This window comes from Actinocrinis sp., from assembly GCF_035650855.1.
Taxonomy (GTDB): Bacteria; Actinomycetota; Actinomycetes; order Streptomycetales; family Catenulisporaceae; genus Actinocrinis.
Window position 1 is genome coordinate 1 of the sequence record NZ_DASRGV010000144.1, and the last position, 18967, is coordinate 18967.

Here is an 18967-nt window from a genome sequence, read left to right on the forward strand (position 1 = left end):
GTCGTCTTGCCCGCGCCGTTCGGCCCTACCAGCCCGTGGATCTGGCCCTGCGGGACATTCAGGTCGATGCGGTCGAGCGCGACGATGTCACCGAAGCATTTGGTGATCCCGCGGCCCCGTATCGCAACAGTCGTCTCCATGCGTCCCTCACGCCCCTCCCTCAGCCAGCCTCCAGGAACGTAGGCACGTCACATGACGTAGGGACCTGAGTCGGTTGAATGGCGAGGGAACGGAAGAGAAACCGGCGGACACGAACGAGGCCTTACCCGCCTGACGGGCTGTCAGGAGCGCTCAATGGGTGCGCCAACTACACAGCCGACCGGCACGGTGCGACCGCTATGCCCGAGAAATCCGCTTACGCGAAGCGAAAACGGCGATTCATCGCGATTGCCGCGATTACTGCGACGCGGACGGCGCCGGCGCCGGAGAGGCCGCGCAACTCGTCATGAATCGCGGCTGCACGACCGCGCCGGACGACAGCGAGGGGCCGCACGGTGCGGCGAGGCCGAAGTAGTCATGGTCGATGTCGATGGTGACGCCGCCGTAGGTCGCGTTGGCGTCGTCGCCCTGGAACTGGTGCACGCGGTGGCCGTGCCAGTGGTCGGCCGGATCGGCGCCGGGGTCGTCGTCGGCGTTGCCGTTCCAGTTGGCCACGTCGATGACGTCCGGCACGGTGGTGCTGCCCCACACCGAGATCATGGCGCCGACCGCGCCCGACTCGTTGCCGTAGACCGCGGCGTGGTAGTGCAGGGCGTGCAGCTCGGCGGTCCAGGCGCTCACGAAAGCCTGCGCGGTGGCGTTCTGGGCGGCGGTGTAGCTGCCGCCTTCCATGTCGTAGTAGAGCAGCGCGCCCGAGCCGAGGCCCAACGAAGAGGCCTGAGTCGCGGCGTCGTCGGCGCTCGCCTTCCCCTGGGCCGCGGGGTCGGTGACCGTGCCGTAGGCCACCTGCGGCCCGACGTAGAGCGGCATCAGGCGCCAGCCCGCCTTGGTCTCGGCGGTGACCCACGACGCCGTCAGGTTCGGCTGGGTGCACGCTCGCTGGGCGCCGCCGATGTAGACGCCGACGGCGCCGAACGGCGATCCGGTCCACGCGGCCATGTCTGCCGTGCTCGGCGCGGTGCACGCGTCGAATCCGAGCCCTGTGAAGACCTGCGTCATCGCCCCGACGATTTGCGGCGTGACCGAGCTGTGAATCGAGCCGAGATTCGCCGCGACGCGGTTGGAGACGTCGGCGGTCGACTCGTTCGTCGGCGCCTCGGTCGGCGTCGGTACGCCGGCATGGGAAAGCAGTGAGAGGACGGAGGAGCGGTCGGTGCCGTAGGAGGCGGTGATCTGCACGCCGCGAAGCGTGGCGGTGATCCGCTGGTTGAGCGGGTCGTCGGTGGCGCTGGCCGTCGTCGCGGCGGGGGAGGGCTGCACCAGCACGGCGCCCTGCACCGAGCCGTCGGCCTGACCGGAGCATCGCTGCTCGGCCGACGGGTAGCCGAAGTAGACCGCGTGCACATCGAAGCGCACGCAGCGCGAGGAATCCCCGCTCAGGTCGACCAGATGCCATCCGGCCGGAACGGTGAACGTGTGCCCGAGGTAGGAAACGGCGCGGGCCGCGGCGGAGACCTCACCCGGCGCGCTGGAGGTGCCGGCGCTGTGGCTCGAGCTCGCTGAACCCGTTGCGCGACTTGTCGATGCGGGCCCGGGCAGAAGCACCTGCGCGACCGCGCCGCCGCCGGCGGAACCCGCCGCGGCAGGCCGTGGGTCTCTACCTGAACCGGCGTCGCTCCACATCGCGCCGGCCGCCACGGCGCTGCCCGCGACCGCGATGAGAGCCACACCGAAAATACGCGAACGCCGCGAATCAAGCCACGAACGTATGTGCACCGATGCCCCCGGTCATCACCTTGGCAAGCGCTTCCAAGCCGCGCAGATCCTAGCAGTGCGCGAGCGCGGCGCAGCGCGAGGGCGGCCGCTCAGACGTGTTCGGAGACGAGGACGCCCCAGGTCCCCGGCTCCAGTGCGCGGAAGATGTGCGTCACGTCGCCGGGGTAGGCGATGTAGTCCCCGGGGGCGAGCTGGACCGGCTCCTCCTCGGGACCGGCGAGCGCACTGCCCGCGCACAGCACCAGATGCTCGACCACGCCCGGCATATGCGGGGCGGAAGTGCGCTGGCTGCCGGGCTCGGCTCGAATGCTGAACACGTCGCGGCGCGCGCCGGGCGGACAGGCGGCGAGCAGGGTGGCTTGGTAGTCGGCTTGCGAGGCCGCGACGACCGGCCCCTGTCCGGAGCGGATCACCTGGACGTTGGGGCGCGGCTGCTCGAAGAGCCGGGCGAACGGGATGTCGAGCGCGACGCACAGCGCCCACAGCGTCTCAAGGCTCGGATTGCCGGTGCCGGCCTCCAGCTGGGAGAGCGTGGACTTGCCGATCTGCGCCCGGCGGGCGACCTCGCTCAGGCTCAGTCCGGTCCGGCGCCGCTCGCGGCGCAGCGCCGCCGCGATGGCCTCGGCCGAGGGCCGTGAGGCCGCTGTCGGGTGGTCCGCCATTCGTTCATTTTGATGAACGGCGTTCCCTTTGACAAACAGCCGTGCCGCGTTCACTATGACGGACATGCGTTCGGCGTGGAGAACACTGGATCCGGATCTGCTCCGCAGCATCGCTCTGATCTGCGGCTCCGTCGCCATGGTCGGTGTCTCCTACGGCGCGTCGGCGGTCGCGGCCGGCTTCCCGCTCTGGCTGCCCGTGCTGACCGGCGCCCTCGTGCTGGCCGGATCTTCGGAGTTCCTGTTCGTCGGCATCACGGCCGCCGGCGGCAACCCGTTCGCCGCGGTCGCCGCCGGGCTGTTGGTCAACGCCCGGCATGTGCCCTACGGACTGGCGGTGCCCGAGGTGATCGAGCCGGGCTGGCGCCGGTTCCTGGGTACGCATCTGATGAACGACGAGACGGTCGTGCTCGCCCTCTCCCAGCCGGATCTGGTCCGCAAGCGCGCCGCGTACCGGCTGTGCGGGCTGGGAACCCTCATCGCCTGGCCGCTCGGGGCCTTCCTCGGCAGTCTGGGCGGCACCCAGGTGCGTGATACCGGCGCGTTCGGGCTGGACGCGACGTTTCCGGCGGTCATCCTGGCGCTGATCCTGCCGGCCTTGCGCGAGCGGGTCACGCGCGAGGCCGCGCTGGTCGGTGCGGCCGTCGCGCTGGTCGCCTCCGTCTACCTGCCTGCCGGGCTGCCCGAGTTGCTGGCGCTGAGCGGACTGCTGATCCGCTTCGTGCGCGCATGACCGGCAACCGCGTCCTGCTCGTGAGCGCCATGGTGACGCTCGCGGCCGGCACCTTCGTCTTCCGGCTCATCGGCCCGCTGCTGCGCTCCCGGGTCGAGTTCCCGCCGCTGGCCCGCCGCCTGCTGGAGACCGCGGCCGTCGTCCTGCTCACGGCGCTGGTCGCCACGACCGCACTGACTCAGGGCCATGAATTCGCCGGGTACGCCAGACCCGCCGGCGTCGCCGTCGGCGGGCTGCTTGCCTGGCGTAAGGCGCCCATCCTCGTTGTCGTCATCGCCGCGGCGGCCACGACCGCGTTGCTGCGGCTGGCGCTCTAACCCGGCGCCTGACTGCTATTCAGGTCAGAGGTTGAACGCCGAGGTCAGGGTCGGGTACGAGGCGGCCTGGCCGAGCGCCGGCAGGCCGAGCAGCTGCTCGGCGGTGCCCAGCAGCGAGTAGTGGTTGAACAGCGTTCCCGAGGTGCTGCCCGCCCGGGTGCTCGGGCTGATCACGATCGTGGCCACGTGGCAGCTGTTGTCGGCGGTGTTGGCGGAGCAGTCCTCGCCGGAGCTGCCGCCGCTGCCCTCGTCCCAGGTCAGGAACACCGCGGTGGTCCCGCTCTGGTACTCGGCGCTGTTCAGGATCGTGGGCAGGTTGCTCGACAGCCAGCTGTCGCCCTGCGCGATCGTGCCGTCGTGCATGTCGTCGATCAGGTTCGGCGTGACGAAGGAGAAGGCCGGGAGCGTGCCGGCGGACAGGTCGCTCGCCAGCTGCGTGTAGGGCACGTCGAAGGTGGAGCAGCCGCTGAGCGAGGTGAAGTAGGGCGGCGGGTTGTGCCGCACCGCGTATTCGCCCGAGTTGGACTTGTCGCAGTTCGAGGGCATCGACTCCTCGTACGCCTTCCAGCTCTCGCCCTGGCCGAAGATGCTCGCCGACGAGGTGCTGCACTTGGTCGACGGGTTGCAGTCCGAGTCGAAGTTCTTCAGCGAGCTGACCGCGAGGCCGGAGGTGGCCCCGACGTAGTTGGGCAGGCTCGGGTGCGAGACGTTGTGGTAGTTGGTGGCCAGGCCGCACCCGCTCGCCAGTGAGTTGATGTACGGAGCCTGGGAGCTGCCGATGATGTCGCTGTAGCTGTGGTTCTCCATCCACACCCAGATGACGTGGGTGTAGGTCGGGGGCGTGCTCAGCGTGCCGCACGGCCCGGTGGCGGCCGCGGCGGGCTGCCGCGACCCGGCGGCGCCCACGACGCCGCCGATCGCCAGCGCCACGGTCGCGGCCAGGGCGAGAATCCTGCTGCGCATAAGCGACTCCTAGCAAAGTCCGAGTACCGGTGAATGCGAGCCCTGATCAGCTCGCGGGTGGTCGCCCCAATATCGCAGAGTGCTGGCATAAACGCCTGCGGGCAAGCCCGATCGGTAAGGGTTCGTCCCCTATTCGCCGATCCTTCGCGCGGGTGGCCGCGGGATGAACAACGGGTGCAGCCTTGCCCGGCCCCCTGGCGAGCGCGGCCGGTCCGGGTGATCCTTCCGTCGTGAGCACCGAGCCGACCGACCAGCCGCGCGGCCTGAAGACCGACCTGTCCAACCTGCGCGCCCGCCCCAAGCCCGGCGGCCCGCTGGACCTGGCCGCGGCGGCCGACCTGCGCGTGGACGACAGCGACGACGACGATCCGGTGCTGTATTACGCGGACGGCACGCCGGTGGACACCTGGCGCGAGGACTACCCCTACGACGCGCGGCTCTCCCGCTCCGAGTACGAGCTGCACAAGCGTCTGCTGCAGATCGAGCTGCTGAAGCTGCAGAACTGGGTCAAGGAGTCCGGCCAGCGCCTCGTCGTGCTGTTCGAGGGCCGGGACGCGGCGGGCAAGGGCGGCACCATCAAGCGGTTCACCGAGCACCTCAACCCGCGCGGCGCCCGCGTGGTCGCCCTGGAGAAGCCCTCGGAGCGCGAGAGCAGCCAGTGGTACTTCCAGCGCTATGTCGCGCACCTGCCCGCGGCCGGCGAGATCGTGCTGTTCGACCGCTCCTGGTACAACCGCGCCGGGGTGGAGCGGGTCATGGGCTTCTGCGGCCCGGAGCAGTACCTGGAGTTCATGCGCCAGGCCCCGGAGTTCGAGCGGATGCTGGCGCGCGACGGGATCCGGCTGGTGAAGTTCTGGTTCTCGGTCTCCCGGGCCGAGCAGCGCACCCGCTTCGTGATCCGGCAGGTCGACCCGGTGCGCCAGTGGAAGCTGAGCCCGATGGACCTGGCCTCGCTGGACAAGTGGGACGAGTACACCGAGGCGAAGGAGGCGATGTTCTTCTACACGGACACCGCCGACGCGCCGTGGACCGTGGTCAAGAGCAATGACAAGAAGCGCGCCAGGCTCGGCGCGATGCGCCACGTGCTCTCGCTCTACGACTATCCGGACAAGGACCCCGAGATCGCCGCGCCGCCGGACCCGCTGATCGTCGGCTCCGCGGCGCTGCTGTCCGAGCGCACCGCGGACGCCCAGCAGATCCTGCCGAGGCTGTCGCGCTGAGGCGTCGCGCCGGATGAACATTCGGCGACGCTCGGGTGTTATATGACGATGGTCCCTTCCGTCTCAGTCGTCGCACGCATACGTTCGCGACGTGAGCAGCAACGACCTGCTGATGACCCTCGTCGTCGTCACCGCTCTGTCCTTCGACTTCACCAACGGCTTCCACGACACCGGCAACGCGATGGCCACCTCGATCGCGACCGGCGCCCTGCCGCCGCGCGTCGCGGTGGCCCTCTCCGGGGTGCTGAACCTGGTAGGCGCGTTCCTCTCGTTCAGCGTCGCGGCCACGATCGCGAGCGGCCTGGTGCAAAGCCACCTGGTCACCCCGACCGTGGTGTTCGCCGGCCTGGTCGGCGGCATCCTGTGGAACCTGGCCACCTGGTTCTTCGGCATCCCGTCCAGTTCCTCGCACGCGCTGATCGGCGGGGTCGTCGGCGCCACGCTGGCCGCCGCGGGCGGGCACGCGGTGCTCTGGCACGGCGTGGTGTCCAAGGTGGTTCTGCCCGCAGTGCTCTCGCCGGTCATCGCCGGCGCGATCGCCGCCCTCGGCACGTATCTGGTCTACCGGCTCACCCGCGGCGTCACGGAGGGCGTGCGCAACCGCGGCTTCCGGATCGGGCAGATCGGTTCCGCCTCGATGGTCTCGCTCGCGCACGGCACGAACGACGCCCAGAAGACCATGGGCGTGATCACCCTCGCGCTGATCGCGAACGGGTCGCTGGCCTCCGGCCACAAGGCGCCCGCCTGGGTCATCGTCTCCTGCGCGCTGGCCATCAGCCTCGGCACCTATGTCGGCGGCTGGCGGGTCATCAGGGCGCTGGGCAAGGGCCTCGTGGAGATCGAGGCGCCGCAGGGCATGGCCGCCGAGTCGGCCTCCGCCGCCACCATCCTGCTCTCCAGCAACTTCGGCTACTCGCTGTCCACCACGCACGTGGCCACCGGCTCGATCCTCGGCTCCGGAGTGGGCAAGCGCGGCGCCGAGGTGCGGTGGAGCGTGGCCGGCCGGATGGCCACCGCCTGGGTGTTCACCCTCCCGGCCGCGGGCGCGGTCGGCGCGCTCGCGTACGAGGCGGCGCACGGCATCGGCGGAACGGCCGGCGTCTCGGTGATCTTCGTCGTGCTGGTGGCCTGCGCGCTGGCCTTCTACCTCAACTCGCGGCGCACCCCGGTGACGGCGGGCAACGTCAACGCCGAATGGACCGGCTCGGTGGCCCCGGCGCGGGAACCCGTCGGCGCCGCCGCATGACGCGCCCGCTCACTGTTCGCGCTGCCACTGTGTGCCCGAATTTCGTGCACCCGGCTTCCACACACCCGACGTCCGAGAATCGAGCGAGAGCAGGGAAGCGAGGCGGGCCGCGATGAACTCCTGGATCAATCTGACCGCGCTGTGGAAGATCGTGGTCGTCGGCCTGCTGGCCGGGGCCGGGCTGCCCGCGCTGTTCGCGGTCGGGCTGCGTGCGCTGAGCCCGGCGCGCGGCGCCGAGCCCGGGACGGCGCGCGCCCAGGCAGCGGACGGCGGCGGCCGGGCCGCCTCGGCCGGGTCGCTGGGACTCGCCCTGGCGGTGCTTTGCTTCGCGGTGGTGCTGGCCGCGATCGGGTGGGGTATCTACAGCATCGTCAGCCACAGTTGAACCCTGGGCCGGTCCGCCGGCCCGGATCGCTAGACCCGCCCTGCTTCGCCCATCCCGCACCCGAGGTCCGCGATGCCGATCCCGCCGCTGCTGCAATCCGTCATCGACTTCGTCCGCAAGGGCTATCCGCAGGGGGTGCCCGACCGCGACTACCTGCCGCTGTTCGCGCTGCTGCGGCGCAGGCTCTCGGACCATGAGGTCGCCGAGATCGCCGCGGCGCTGGCCGAGGACGAGGCCGCGCAGAACCCGGCGGCGATCGGCGAGGCCATCGCGCGCCTGATCCAGGAGGCGCCGTCCGAAGCGGACGTCGAGCGGGTGCGTGTCCGGCTCGGCGCCGCCGGATGGGACGAACCCGAGGCGCTGAGTCAGCGTACCGACTGAACCCGAGAGTAAGTCATATTCGAACCCTGTCGATCGTTCCGTTGGTCGGAAGCGGCCGGTAACCGAGTACTCGGTTACCGGCAGTTTTCATTCCCGGCGCAGGTCAGAGGCCTTTCGCGTGAGTTTGTAGTGGCGCAGGTTTCTGATTCCGTGTCGTGATACGCAGGGTCATGCGACACTGGAAGAGTGAGCGCGGGCGCGTCGGCGGGCCGCGTGGTTCGACTGTTCTTTGATTCCGAATCGGCGTCGCCCCGGGGAAGCGGCGGCGCACTGCGTGGCGGTGGGGGATCGCCCGTCGAGGGCGCGCGGGAGCGCGGGAGGCACGCTCCAAGCGCCGGTCCAGATGCGGGTTCATCTTTACATTGCGAGGCTGAGCCGCGGGAGGGAATACGCAATGGAGCAGGGTACGCGAGCGGTGGCGCTGCGGATGCTGGAGCTGCTGGCCCACGAGACCTTGCAGGGGGACGCGCAGGCGGTGACGGAGGCGCTGGTGCGCGGGCGTGTCGCCGGCGGCCTTGCGGTGCCGGACGCCGTGAACGGCGCGAAAGCGCTCGCCGCGACCGGCATGGCGCCCGGTGCGGCGCCCGGCAGCGCGAATCAGGACACGGACGAGGACGAGCACGCGCGGCAGCTGTATGCCGGCATCCTGCGGAACTTCGAACGCTGCCGGCATGACGCGGCGCTCTCCCGCTCCCTCGTCGACATGGTCAAGGAGCTGTGGCCGGCCGACGGCCTCGGCGCCCTGCTGAAGACCGCCGCCCGGCAGGTGCGGCAGTTGCTGGCGTTGGACGCGGTGTTCGTGAGCGTCCCGGACGAGCGGCCCGGCCGCTTCCGGATCGTCGTCGCCGACGGGCACGTGTCGGTCGCCAGCGTCGGCCTGCGGCTGGCCGGCGGCCCGCGCGGATTCGGCGGCGACGCCGGCACCGGGGCGACCCCGGTGTGGACGCCCGACTACCTGGCCGACAACCGCTTCGAGCACACCGCGTACACCGACCGCGTCGTCGGTCAGGAGGGGCTGCGCGGCATCATCGCCGCGCCGCTGCTGCGGGACGGAGCGCGCTTCGGCATGGTCTACGGGGCGAGCCGCGGCGTCCGGCGGTTCACCGTCGCCGAGGTCGCCCTGATGGAGAAGCACGCGGAACTCGTCGGGGCGTTCATCGGCAACGCCGAGCAACTGGCCCGCGGGGCGGCCGCGCGCACCGAGCTCGACCGGTATCGCGAGATGGCCGAGGCCGGGTTCGACATACGCCGGCGGATAGACACCTGCTGCGAGCTGCTCGACGAAACGCTCGCGGAGGCCCGCCTTCCGGTCCTCGTACGCGGCTGCGCGCGGCTGCTCGGATTCGACGTCGCCGTCTACTGCCGCAACGGGAGTCTCTCCGCGGCCTCCAAGCCCGAGGCCCCCGAGACCCTGCCGCTCGAAGAGGCAGCCACCACGCAAAGCGCCGTGGACCTCGGCGAGAGCGCCGCGACCGGCGCCGGGGAGATCGCCAAAGGCGCGGTCCGGATCGAGGCCGGCCGGTGGATGGTGCCGATCCGGGCCGGCGCCGAGCACCTCGGCACGCTGGTCACCGGCTCCGCCCGCCCCCTGTCCGACCGCGACTGGCTGCTGCTGCGGGTGGTCGTGCGGATCCTCGCGGTCTCGCTCAGACGCCTGCCGAAGCCTGCCGCGGAACCGGAGGGACCGCGCCGGGAGGGCCTGCTGGAACAGCTCCTGACCCCCGACGCGGTGGATTCGGCGCAGCTCGCCGCCGCGCAGGCGCACGCACTCGGCATCGACCTCGACGCACCCCACGTGCTCGTCGTCGCGCGGCCGGAAGCTGAGGAGCTGCGGGCGACCGCCGGCTGGGCCGAGCGCTACGCCGGGCGTGTCAATGCTCTGTATTGTATGGTCGAGGATTGCGTCGCACTGCTCCTGCGCGGCGACGATGCGCGGGCAGCGGTATTCGCCGTACACGACGAACTGGCTGCGGCCCTGGCCGGATCGGTGACAGCCGGCGCGGGCGGCCCGGTGACCGGCGCGCGCACCGAGCCCGAGCGCCTTCGAAGCGGCTACGGGCAGGCCCGGCGCTGTCTGTCGGCGATGCGGGCGCTCGGCATGACCGGGCGGGCCGCGGCCATCGGCGACCTGGGCTTCCTCGGGCAGCTGATGGCCGGCGGACCGGACACGATCGACCTGGTGGCTTCGGTCGTCGGACCGGTGTTCGACTACGACCTGCGCCGCTCGGCGGCCTTGGTCGAGACGCTGGACGCGTATTTCGCCTCCGGCGGCAACGCGTCCGCCGCGGCGAAGGCGCTGCACGTGCACCCGAACACGGTCTCGCGGCGGCTCGAGCGCATCAGCGAGCTGCTGGGGGCGGACTGGCAGGAGCCGCGCCGGATCCTGGAGATCCAGGTCGCGCTGCGGCTGGCCCGGATCAGCGCCCAAGCCGCCGAGATGGACGCCGCTGTCTCAGGCTAAGCGGTGCTGGACGGGAACGTCAGGGGAGATCAGAACCCTGTCACGGAGAACTCGGTCAGACGATCAGCTCCCGCAGGTCCGATCCGGCGGCCGGTCCGGACCCGTCCGCGTGCGGATCCACGGCCGGCGGCAAGGCCAGCACCGCTCGGGCGACGGTGTCCGCGTCTCGGGCCGCGGCCTGGTCCGACTGCGCGAGCGCGAATCGCCGGGGATGCGCGTGTCCGCGGACGTCGAGCAGGTGAGGCGTATCGCAGGCTACTGCCAAGCCGCCGGTTCCGCGCCGTGCCCCCGGAGCGGTCGCGAGCGCCGACGGGTACGCTGTCGCCTGAGCGGTCTTCAAGAGGTGAATCAGTAGCGGATCGAGGGCTCGCCGTGGGTCGGGCCGTGTCGGCCGGGCCTCGATGAGTGCGCGAGCGCGCACAGGCGCGAGCGGCGCGAGACGCGACACCGCGGCGAAGGCGGGATCGGTCGCGTCGAACCGGATCTCCGTCGCCGGACCCGTGAGCTTCAGGACGCCGGCCTCGACGAGTGCGACCGACTCAGGCGTCTGCTTCGGTGCCGAGCATCCGCGATATGCGGCATGGATCACCGGCTCGTCGCCCGATGGCTGGTAGCGAATGCGGTCACCGTTTCGGAGGAATCTGCCTCCGCGCCCGAGCGTAAGCAGCGCCAGATAGTCGGAAAAGGCCGGCCCGAGCCCTCGGATCAGCACGTTTCGCCCTGGCTCGATGCCGTCGAGATCGGCGTCGAGCGGATCTCCCGGTGTAACATATGTCAGATAGTGAATACGTGCTAGGGCGGCGGTGCGTTCCTGCAGCGCGGTGGGGCGAACGCCGGCACGTTCCTCGGCGAGCACCACGGCGTCCAAGTCGTTCAATCTGATGCCGTTCTCCAGTCTCACGCCCTGACGCCCGTCGGCGAGACCGTGGATGTCGGCCATCGCGACAGCGCCGGAGCGATGCATGTGGAGAAACACATTGCGTGGCGCGCGGGCGGCGATTCGCTGAAAGCATCCTGCGATATACCGCTCGTAGAGGGCGCGACTGGGCCGGGAATCCGGCCGCAGCGTACCGGCCTCGGAAACGAGCCGTGCGTCCAGGCCGTGGAGGCGATCCAGCCCGCCGCTCTCCACGATGCCGCCGAATTCGGCCACCTGCCTGGCCCACGCGTAAAGGCTTCGTCGCGCCGCGGCCTGGTCGTCGACGAGGACTCCTTCACCGTCCGAGTAGGCGCAAATCCCTGACGCCGGCGCGTCCATGGACAGGTGCAGCGCCCGCTCGGCACGCCGCGAGCCGTCGGCGCGGTGCGGCGCCGGGTCAACGACGTGGACCACCAGCCCGCCCGGCCGTGTCCCCACTCGCGCGGCGGCGCACAGCCGATCCAGCACCGAGAGTCCGCGCGGGCCGGCGCCGATGACGCAGACCGTCCTCACCCCGCCAGCCATGTGACACTCCTGACCGCCCGAAGAAAGCAGGTGTCGCGGGCTCCGGCCGCACCGGCCCCTCTCCGAATACCGGCCATCTTCGCCGCAGGACCCTGCGAAGGCCACGAACGCGGCTAGGTTCCGTCAGGTGCACAGCGCACGGTGCACGTTCCCGCGGCCGCACGCGGCCCGGACTTGACGAAACCGGATCTCCGCGGTGGCCGCCCGCACCGCGCCCGCCAGAGACTGGACGGTATGCAAGCGGCGTACATCGAAAAACTCGGCCCGCCGGAAGCGATTTGCGTCGGCGAGCTGCCCGACCCGATACCCGGACCCACGGACGTACTGGTCGACGTGCTGGCCACCACCGTCAATCCGGTGGACACGTTCGTGCGCTCGGGCGTCTTCCGCACCGCGATCCCGTTCCCGTTCGTCATCGCCAGGGACGTGGTCGGCACAGTGGCGCAGGCACCGGCCGGCACCGGCTTCGCACCGGGCGACCTGGTCTGGTGCAACAGCCTCGGGCACGAGGGCCGGCAGGGCGCCGCCGCCGAACGCGCGGTGGTTCCGGCGGATCGGCTGTACCGGGTTCCGGCCGGGGTTGACCCGCGCGACGCGGTCGCCGTCGTCCATCCGGGCGCGACCGCCCACCTAGCGCTGTTCGCGCACGGCCGGCTGCGGCCCGGCGAGACCGTGTTCGTCGCGGGAGCCGCGGGAAACGTCGGTGCGGCGCTGGTCGCCATGGTGGTGCGGGCCGGAGCCCACGTGGTGGCCACCGCCTCGACCCGCGACTTCGAGTACTGCCGCTCGCTCGGCGCCGAGGAAGTGTTCGACTACGCGGACGAGGACCTAGCCGGCCGGCTGCACGAGGCCCGGCCCGCCGGATACGACCTGTGGATCGACAGCTACGGAGTGAACGACCTTGGCTTGGCGGTGGACCTGCTCGCCGCGCGCGGCCGGATCGTGCTGCTGGCCGGCGTGGCCGCGCGGCCGGTGCTGCCGGTCGGGCCCTTCTACATGAAGGACGCCGCGATCCACGGGTTCGTCATCTCGCACGCGACCGCGGCCGAACTCGCCGCGGCCGCCGCAGGCGTCAACGGAATGCTGACCCAGCGCCTGCTCGCCCCGCGCGCGGTCGAGGAATGCACGCTGGCCGAGGCCGCCGAGGCGCACCGCCGGATGGAGCGCGGCGAGCTGCGCGGCCGCCGGCTGCTGATCGTGATCGACCCGCTCAGATGGAAGACGTTACGAAAGGGATGGTCGTCATGAGCGCACGGCAGCAAGAGGCGTCGGCCACGTTCCAGGTCCGGTCCGAGATCACGGTGCACGCCACGCCGGAGAAGGTGTACGACGTGATCACCGATCTGGCGCGCAGCGGCGAGTGGAGCGCCGAGTGCACCGGCGGCGCCTGGATCGTCGGCGAGCCGGGGAAGGTGGGGTCCATCTTCCGCGGCGACAACGTACGCGGCAGCGACACGGTCCCCTGGGCGCCGGTCATCCGCGGCCCGTGGAGCACCGAGGCCGAGGTGGTCGAGGCCGAGCGCGGCGCGGTGTTCCGCTGGGTGATCCTCAACAGCGCGCGCGGCCGGCAGGACAGCACCTGGAGCTACGAGTTCGCGCCCGCGCCCGAGGGCTGCACGCTGGTGCACTCCTACCGGCTCGGCCGGCTCACCGAGGGCCTGAGCAAGATCTTCGCCAACCTGGACGAGGAGCAGCAGGCCAGGTTCGTGCGCGAGTGGAACGCGAAGCTCGCCGAGGACGTGCAGGCCACCGTCGAGCGGATCAAAACGGTCGTGGAAAAGGACTGAGAACCCGGCAACGACGACTATACCCCGGCGGGTGTATTCCGCCGGGGCACAGCCATGCATGACTGAGTGGATTCCTGGCTAGGCATCGCTCCCTATAGGCGCCTCCGGTGTCGTCTCGTCGGGCCGGTCCACGGCGCGCGCCTGCACCAGTTCGGTCAGCACGCCGTGGCAGTCCTTGGGGTGCAGGAAGGTCACCAGCGAACCCATCGATCCGGTCCGCAGGCCGTCGATGACCGGGGTCACGCCGGCCGCGACCGCTCCCGCCAGGGCGTCCGCCACGTCCGCGGACCCGAACGCGATGTGGTGCACGCCCTCGCCGTGCCGCTCGAGGAACCGGGCCACCACGCAGTCCGGCCTGGTCGGCTCCATCAGCTGGAGGTACGAGGCGCCGCCGTCGTCGGTGCCGTTGATCCGCAGCATCGCCTCGCGGATGCCCTGGTCCTCGTTGACCTCCTCGTGGAAGACCTCGAAGCCGAAGGTCTTGCGGTAGAACGCCACGGTGGCGTCGAGATCGCGGCAGGCGATCCCGACGTGGTCGATCCGGGTGAGCATGAACTGACCCTCCTCGTCCGGCGCGGCGCGGGCCGTGGCCCGCGCCGCGCTGTCAGTGCCTTGGCGCTAGAGCTCCTGCGGCTTGGCCTTCTTCGGCAGGGAGAACATCATCGCGGTGACCACGAGTACGAGCCCGATGACGTAGATCAGGCCGATCTTGAAGGCCCGGGAGAACGCGTCGGCCTGCACGGTGGGGCTCTGCGCGGTGAGCACCTGCCCGATCTTCGCCGCGGTCTGCGGCGGCAGCTCGGACGGCGGGGCCTGCTTGCAGCTGGCCGGAACCACCGTCGGGTCGGTCTCCCCGGCCAGATCCTGGGCGCAGGTCTTGTAGCCGGAGATGATCGGGCCGTGCAGCGGCGCGGGGACCCCGGCCGCGGTCAGCTGGGTGCTGATCCGCGGGGCGAGCGAGTCCACGCTGCGGGCGGCCTGGCCGGACAGCGGGGACAGGAAGATCACCCCGACGATCGCGATGCCGATGGTCATGCCCGCCTGCCAGGTCATGTTGATCGCGCCCGAGGCCGAGCCCGCCGCCTCGTGCGGCACGTCGGTGAGCGCGAAGTCCATCAGCGTGGAGACCACCAGGCCGACGCCCGCGCCGAGCAGGAACAGCGCCGGGATCATCTTCCAGGAGTCGATGCCGGCGCCGTAGCGGTCCGCGGTCCCGATGAACAGCAGCGCGCCGAGGCACACGATGACCCCGCCCGTGATCAGGGTGTAGCGGCCCATGGACGGCGCCAGGTACTGCACCGACAGGGCCGCCGCGAGCGCCAGGCCGACCGAGAACGGCAGCCCGGTCAGGCCCGCGTGCAGCGGCGTCCAGCCGAGGCCGACCTGCATGTAGAGCGTCCACATCAGGAAGAAGCTGCCGGTGGCCAGGTTGAACGCGAGGTTCACGCTGAACCCGCCGGCGAAGCTGCGTGCCTTGAACAGGCTCAGCGGCAGCAGCGGGGAGCCGCCGCGCTTGGCCGTGACGTGGCTGTAGTAGACGAACAGCGCCAGCACCGCCACCGAGGCGCCGAGCATGCCGAACGCCCAGGCCGGCCAGCCGAGCTGGCGGCCCTCGGTCAGCGGATAGACCAGCAGCAGCACCCCGGCCGTGGCCAGGAGCATGCCGCCGAGGTCCAGCTTGAGCGCGGTCTCGGACTTCGACTCGCGGATGTACGCCAGGGTGGCCAGCACGCCGAAGATCCCGATCGGCACGTTCACCAGGAAGATCGGCCGCCAGTGCAGCCCGAGGATGTTGTACTGCACCAGCAGGCCGCCGATGATCGGGCCGAACACGGTGGCCGACCCGGCGATCCCGCCGTACATGCCGAAGACCTTCCCGCGCTCCTCCTTCGGGAAGGTGACGTGGATGATGGCGAGGATCTGCGGCACCATCAGCGCGGCCATCGCGCCCTGGAAGACGCGCGCGCCGATCAGGAACTGCGGCCCGGTGGCGACGCCGCACAGCGCCGAGGCCGCGGTGAATCCGACGATGCCGATGAGGAAGATGCGCTTGCGGCCGTAGATGTCGCCGAGCCGCCCGCCGGTGATCAGGCCGGCCGCGAAGGCCAGCGCGTAGCCCGCGGCGACCCACTGGATCTCGGAGTACCCGGCGTTGAGGTTGCGCTGGATGCTCGGGATCGCGACGTTGACGATGGTGACGTCGAGCAGGTCCATGAAGGCCGCGACCAACACGACGGTCAGGGCGAGCCAGCGCTTGGGGTCGAGAGGCTGCGCGGAACCGGCCGCGGGCTGCACCGGCGCTGACGTATCTTGTGGCGAAGTCATGTCGCCTTTCCTTCGCGTTGCCCGAGTGTTATAGTCCGTACTAAGAGTCTCAAGAAATATATCTCTTAGTAACAAAGATATTTGGATGTTAAGAGGAACGGCGGGTCATGTCAAGCACGGCTAGTGAGGCTTCTGCGACCGGTGAACGTGCGGTGGCCGGCGGGGAAAGCGCGGCCGGCGCGGCGTCTGGCGGCCCCCGGCCCCTGGTGCCCGGCAGCGAGGCGTGGCTGGAGAGCATCCCGCCCCTGGCCACGGCCGGCCGCTCGCTGGCGGTCTCGCTGATCTCGCTGCAGACCGCGACCGCCCGCGCGGCCGGCATCCGCCCGACCGACGTGGCGATCATCGCGCACCTGCAGCGGGTGCCCGGCGAGCCGGCCCGCACCCCCGGCGACCTGGCCCGGCTGACCGGCCTGACCACCGGGGCGATCACCGGGGTGCTCGACCGGCTGGAACGCGACGGCTACGTGCGCCGGGTGCGCGACCAGCACGACCGCCGCAAGATCTTCGTCGAGCTGACCGGCAAGGACATCGAGACCTTCAACGCGGTCTTCGGCCCGATGATCGCGGGCTTGAACCGGCTCTGCTCCACCTTCAGCAAGCAGCAGCTCGAGGACATCACCCGCTACATCGCGGGCTGCCACGAGGTGATCCAGCACGCGGTCGAGGGGATGCAGGACGCCGCGTAGGACGATGGCGCGTGTGACGACACGCCGCGCAAGGCGACACGCCGCAAAATGACGCTGCGTAAGACGCGGGCGGCTCACGGTTCGGCATGGCCGCGCGCCGTCAGCCGCGCCGCGCAGGAAGCGACGCGGCGGCCGAGATGGCGTGCGGTCTCCACGTCGGCCTTGGACACTCCCTCCACGCCCACGTCGATCGGGGACTGGCCCGCCGCGCCCAGCGAGAAGCCGAGCCGGTTGAGGTCGTGTTCGGATCCGGTGGAGCTGTTCCAGCCGGCCGGCAGGTCGAGGTTGATCCAGTGCATGCCGTGCTGCGCGGCCAGGATCGCGAAGTACTGCAGGGTGTGCAGCTTGTCACCGCTCATCGCGCCGGACATGGTGAAGCCCGCGGCGAGCTTGTCGCTCCAGGCGCGCCGGGCCCAGCGCGCGGAGGTGGACTCGGCGAAGACGTGGAACGCCGAGGCCGCCGACCCCATGTACGTGGGCGCGCCGAACACGATGGCGTCGGCGGCGTCGAGCAGGGCCCACTGTTCCGTGCTGATCGAAGCCACCGCGATCAGCTCGGCCGCGGCTCCCGCCTCGATCGCGCCGTCGCGAACCGCCTCCGCCAGCGGCGTCGTGTGTCCGTAGCCGGAGTAGTAGGCGACCGCGACGAACGGGGCAGAGCTGATCGGCAAGGGGGTGGTCGGCGTTGTGCCGGTCGGGTCGGCACCCGTCGGGTCGGGCGTCATCGCGGGCTCCCTCCGAAGTCGGGCGCGGCCGGCAGCAAGGCCAGTTCCAATTCCCGGCGCAACTGCTCCAGATCCGCCGCGTGGCCGTGCGCCTGGATGTGCCCGTCCGGCCGCACCAGGTGAAATCCGGTCACCGCGCAGCCCGTCACCGCGCGCGCCTCACGCGTGGACATTCGCACGGTGCTTATGTGCGGGTACTGCTCGGTGACCTGCTTCAGTCGGGCGTGCCAGGCCGCGTCGCCAGGCCGGGTCACCGCGACCAGCGTCCAGCCGGGCGGGGAGTCGGGCGTCCCGTTCATGTGCAGCGCGACGGCGGCGGAGCGCGGAAACACCATGCCGGTCCGGTGTCGGCCGGGCAGGCGTTCGAAGCGGCGGCACGGAGGATTGCCCGACGGCGTCTGACTCGGTCGCTGCGGTGTGTACATCACGCGCCGTCCGGCCATCACCGGGATGACATACCGCGGCACCACTCCGATGCGTGCCGCGAGCCGGAACGCGGTGTCGCGCACCGCCATGCGAACCCTGTTTCCCGCCATCCAAGCGCGGGTCTGGCGATCGGTGTCCGCGATGATCCGGTTCGTGGCCTCGACTCGCTCGGCGGTGTAGCCGTCCAGCAGCGAGACCGGCGACCGGCCGCCGAGGACCGCGGCCAGCTTCCAGGCCAGGTTGTAAGCGTCCTGAATGCCGTTGTTCATGCCCTGCCCGCCGGCCGGGCTGTGCACGTGCGCGGCGTCGCCAACCAGGAACGCACGCCCGCGCTGGTACTCGGTCGCCTGCCGCGCGTGCACTCGGTACACGGTCTGCCACACCGGTTCGGTGATCGTGATCCCGCCGGGGCCGCGCGCGTCGAGGAGCTGCTGCATGAACTCGACCGTCACCTCCTGGTCGCGCTCGGGCAGCACAGCGAGGATGCGGAACACGTCGCCGGGAAGCGGCGCGATCATCAGCGTTCCGGTGGGCGCCTGGTAGTAGAGCAGCCTGCCGCGCGGCAGCGTATTCGGCACCCGCTGCGTCACCTTCGTGTCGACGAGCGCGAATGCGAGCTCGTACGTGCTGCCGGTGAACCCGGCGCCGATCAGGCCGCGCACGGTGCTGCCGGCGCCGTCTGCTCCCACGACGAAGCAGGAGGCGACCCGCTCCACGGTGCCGCTGCCGGCGCCGTCCTCGCCGCTGTGTTCGAGCACTGAGGTGATCTGGCCGGCGGCGGCGATGCGCCCGGAGAAGTCGAGGTCGTCGAAGTTCAGCAGCCGCACCCCGCGCTCCACCTTGCCGCCCAGCTCGTGCAGCCGGTCGGCCAGCAGCCGCTCGGTCTCGTACTGCGGCAGGTGCCGCGGCTGCAGCGGCCCGGGCGCGCGGAAGACGGCGAGCCGCTCGCCGCCCGAGTAATACTCGGCGCCGGTGATGGGGATCGAGGCGCGTTCGAACCGTTCCCCGACGCCGAGGTCGGCGAGGATGTCGAGGGCGCGCGGCCAAAGCGCCAGGGCGCGCGGCACCTGCGCGGGCTGCGCCGCCCGGTCGATCAGGCGCACGCTCAGGCCGTGCCGCAGCAGCTCGCAGGCGGTGAACAGGCCCACCGGACCGGCCCCGACCACGAGCACGTCGAGGCGGGGCCGGTCCGGGCGCGCGGTTGTCAGAGAGGCGGTGGTGTGAGAGGCGGTGGTGTGAGAGACGGTGATCTGAGGCGCGTCCGAATGAGCCGCCGTGGTCTGAGACGTGTCCAGGCGCGCCGCAGCGCTCTGCGATGGGCTCGTCGACACGGC

The 18967-nt window shown here is 70.9% G+C and carries 19 protein-coding genes; 10 read left to right on the forward strand and 9 right to left on the reverse strand.

Annotated elements, in window-relative coordinates; all coding sequences use genetic code 11:
- The 3 genes from VFB40_RS28530 to VFB40_RS11180 form a co-directional block, all read right to left on the reverse strand.
- A partial coding sequence (locus VFB40_RS28530) for an ATP-binding cassette domain-containing protein (RefSeq protein ID WP_349261440.1) occupies positions 1–140 on the reverse strand: 140 nt, incomplete at its 3' end.
- Between the two features lie 256 nt (positions 141–396).
- Entirely contained in the window at positions 397–1827 is a 1431-nt protein-coding gene (locus VFB40_RS11175) for a glycoside hydrolase domain-containing protein (protein WP_324849659.1), read from the reverse strand.
- Between the two features lie 137 nt (positions 1828–1964).
- Entirely contained in the window at positions 1965–2537 is a 573-nt protein-coding gene (locus VFB40_RS11180) for a helix-turn-helix domain-containing protein (RefSeq protein WP_324849661.1), read from the reverse strand.
- Between the two features lie 64 nt (positions 2538–2601).
- Between VFB40_RS11180 and VFB40_RS11185 the strand changes: the two genes are divergently transcribed.
- Entirely contained in the window at positions 2602–3267 is a 666-nt protein-coding gene (locus VFB40_RS11185; protein ID WP_324849663.1) for an AzlC family ABC transporter permease, read from the forward strand.
- Complete coding sequence (locus VFB40_RS11190) at positions 3264–3584, forward strand: branched-chain amino acid transport AzlD family protein (protein WP_324849665.1); 321 nt, start codon at positions 3264–3266, stop codon at positions 3582–3584. The genes VFB40_RS11185 and VFB40_RS11190 overlap by 4 nt, the downstream gene beginning before the upstream one ends.
- Positions 3585–3608: 24 nt before the next feature.
- On the opposite strand, the gene VFB40_RS11195 is transcribed toward VFB40_RS11190, so the two are convergent.
- On the reverse strand, positions 3609–4547 hold the full coding sequence (locus tag VFB40_RS11195) for an alkaline phosphatase family protein (protein WP_324849667.1): 939 nt from the start codon (positions 4545–4547) through the stop codon (positions 3609–3611).
- A gap of 314 nt (positions 4548–4861) precedes the next feature.
- Here VFB40_RS11195 and ppk2 point away from each other — a divergent pair, with 314 nt between their 5' ends.
- From ppk2 to VFB40_RS11220, 5 genes are all read left to right on the forward strand, one after another.
- Complete coding sequence (gene ppk2 / locus VFB40_RS11200) at positions 4862–5767, forward strand: polyphosphate kinase 2 (protein ID WP_414642078.1); 906 nt, start codon at positions 4862–4864, stop codon at positions 5765–5767.
- Between the two features lie 91 nt (positions 5768–5858).
- Positions 5859–7013 (forward strand): inorganic phosphate transporter, encoded by a 1155-nt coding sequence (locus VFB40_RS11205; RefSeq protein ID WP_324849671.1) that lies wholly within the window; start codon positions 5859–5861, stop codon positions 7011–7013.
- 112 nt (positions 7014–7125) lie between these two features.
- Positions 7126–7398: a hypothetical protein gene (locus VFB40_RS11210; RefSeq protein ID WP_324849673.1), complete on the forward strand. Its 273-nt coding sequence runs from the start codon at positions 7126–7128 to the stop codon at positions 7396–7398.
- Between the two features lie 72 nt (positions 7399–7470).
- Complete coding sequence (locus VFB40_RS11215; protein WP_324849675.1) at positions 7471–7779, forward strand: DUF3349 domain-containing protein; 309 nt, start codon at positions 7471–7473, stop codon at positions 7777–7779.
- A gap of 394 nt (positions 7780–8173) precedes the next feature.
- On the forward strand, positions 8174–10240 hold the full coding sequence (locus tag VFB40_RS11220; RefSeq protein ID WP_324849677.1) for a helix-turn-helix domain-containing protein: 2067 nt from the start codon (positions 8174–8176) through the stop codon (positions 10238–10240).
- 55 nt (positions 10241–10295) lie between these two features.
- Here the strand turns inward: VFB40_RS11220 and VFB40_RS11225 are convergent, their stop codons facing one another.
- Positions 10296–11684 (reverse strand): FAD/NAD(P)-binding protein, encoded by a 1389-nt coding sequence (locus VFB40_RS11225; protein WP_324849679.1) that lies wholly within the window; start codon positions 11682–11684, stop codon positions 10296–10298.
- A gap of 234 nt (positions 11685–11918) precedes the next feature.
- On the opposite strand from VFB40_RS11225, the gene VFB40_RS11230 reads away from it, so the two are divergent.
- Both VFB40_RS11230 and VFB40_RS11235 read left to right on the forward strand, forming a co-directional pair.
- The gene (locus VFB40_RS11230; protein WP_324849681.1) at positions 11919–12932 is read left to right on the forward strand and encodes an NADPH:quinone reductase; all 1014 of its coding nucleotides are present in this window, start codon (positions 11919–11921) and stop codon (positions 12930–12932) included.
- On the forward strand, positions 12929–13471 hold the full coding sequence (locus VFB40_RS11235) for an SRPBCC family protein (protein ID WP_324849683.1): 543 nt from the start codon (positions 12929–12931) through the stop codon (positions 13469–13471). The genes VFB40_RS11230 and VFB40_RS11235 overlap by 4 nt, the downstream gene beginning before the upstream one ends.
- Before the next feature lie 78 nt (positions 13472–13549).
- On the opposite strand, the gene mce is transcribed toward VFB40_RS11235, so the two are convergent.
- Together mce and VFB40_RS11245 are read right to left on the reverse strand one after the other, a co-directional pair.
- Complete coding sequence (mce, locus tag VFB40_RS11240; RefSeq protein WP_324849685.1) at positions 13550–14023, reverse strand: methylmalonyl-CoA epimerase; 474 nt, start codon at positions 14021–14023, stop codon at positions 13550–13552.
- Between the two features lie 66 nt (positions 14024–14089).
- Positions 14090–15796, reverse strand: coding sequence for an MFS transporter (locus VFB40_RS11245; RefSeq protein WP_324849687.1), 1707 nt, complete (start codon positions 15794–15796; stop codon positions 14090–14092).
- A 107-nt stretch (positions 15797–15903) separates the two neighbouring features.
- Between VFB40_RS11245 and VFB40_RS11250 the strand changes: the two genes are divergently transcribed.
- Positions 15904–16482: a MarR family winged helix-turn-helix transcriptional regulator gene (locus tag VFB40_RS11250; protein WP_324849689.1), complete on the forward strand. Its 579-nt coding sequence runs from the start codon at positions 15904–15906 to the stop codon at positions 16480–16482.
- 74 nt (positions 16483–16556) lie between these two features.
- Here the strand turns inward: VFB40_RS11250 and VFB40_RS11255 are convergent, their stop codons facing one another.
- Both VFB40_RS11255 and VFB40_RS11260 read right to left on the reverse strand, forming a co-directional pair.
- Positions 16557–17207: a flavodoxin family protein gene (locus tag VFB40_RS11255; protein WP_324849691.1), complete on the reverse strand. Its 651-nt coding sequence runs from the start codon at positions 17205–17207 to the stop codon at positions 16557–16559.
- Positions 17204–18964 (reverse strand): FAD-dependent oxidoreductase, encoded by a 1761-nt coding sequence (locus VFB40_RS11260; RefSeq protein WP_324849693.1) that lies wholly within the window; start codon positions 18962–18964, stop codon positions 17204–17206. Before VFB40_RS11260 ends, VFB40_RS11255 begins: the two co-directional genes overlap by 4 nt.
- Positions 18965–18967: the final 3 nt, after the last annotated feature.

What these genes read in the sequence shown, in the direction of transcription:
- VFB40_RS11250 (WP_324849689.1), top strand. Translation starts at nt 15,904, where the DNA reads ATGTCAAGCACGGCTAGTGAGGCTTCTGCGACCGGTGAACGTGCGGTG.
- VFB40_RS11185 (WP_324849663.1), top strand. Translation starts at nt 2,602, where the DNA reads ATGCGTTCGGCGTGGAGAACACTGGATCCGGATCTGCTCCGCAGCATC.
- VFB40_RS11180 (WP_324849661.1), bottom strand. Translation starts at nt 2,537, where the DNA reads ATGGCGGACCACCCGACAGCGGCCTCACGGCCCTCGGCCGAGGCCATC.
- VFB40_RS11215 (WP_324849675.1), top strand. Translation starts at nt 7,471, where the DNA reads ATGCCGATCCCGCCGCTGCTGCAATCCGTCATCGACTTCGTCCGCAAG.
- VFB40_RS11225 (WP_324849679.1), bottom strand. Translation starts at nt 11,684, where the DNA reads ATGGCTGGCGGGGTGAGGACGGTCTGCGTCATCGGCGCCGGCCCGCGC.
- VFB40_RS11210 (WP_324849673.1), top strand. Translation starts at nt 7,126, where the DNA reads ATGAACTCCTGGATCAATCTGACCGCGCTGTGGAAGATCGTGGTCGTC.
- VFB40_RS11195 (WP_324849667.1), bottom strand. Translation starts at nt 4,547, where the DNA reads ATGCGCAGCAGGATTCTCGCCCTGGCCGCGACCGTGGCGCTGGCGATC.
- mce (WP_324849685.1), bottom strand. Translation starts at nt 14,023, where the DNA reads ATGCTCACCCGGATCGACCACGTCGGGATCGCCTGCCGCGATCTCGAC.
- VFB40_RS11235 (WP_324849683.1), top strand. Translation starts at nt 12,929, where the DNA reads ATGAGCGCACGGCAGCAAGAGGCGTCGGCCACGTTCCAGGTCCGGTCC.
- VFB40_RS11230 (WP_324849681.1), top strand. Translation starts at nt 11,919, where the DNA reads ATGCAAGCGGCGTACATCGAAAAACTCGGCCCGCCGGAAGCGATTTGC.
- VFB40_RS11220 (WP_324849677.1), top strand. Translation starts at nt 8,174, where the DNA reads ATGGAGCAGGGTACGCGAGCGGTGGCGCTGCGGATGCTGGAGCTGCTG.
- VFB40_RS11190 (WP_324849665.1), top strand. Translation starts at nt 3,264, where the DNA reads ATGACCGGCAACCGCGTCCTGCTCGTGAGCGCCATGGTGACGCTCGCG.
- VFB40_RS11255 (WP_324849691.1), bottom strand. Translation starts at nt 17,207, where the DNA reads ATGACGCCCGACCCGACGGGTGCCGACCCGACCGGCACAACGCCGACC.
- VFB40_RS11245 (WP_324849687.1), bottom strand. Translation starts at nt 15,796, where the DNA reads ATGACTTCGCCACAAGATACGTCAGCGCCGGTGCAGCCCGCGGCCGGT.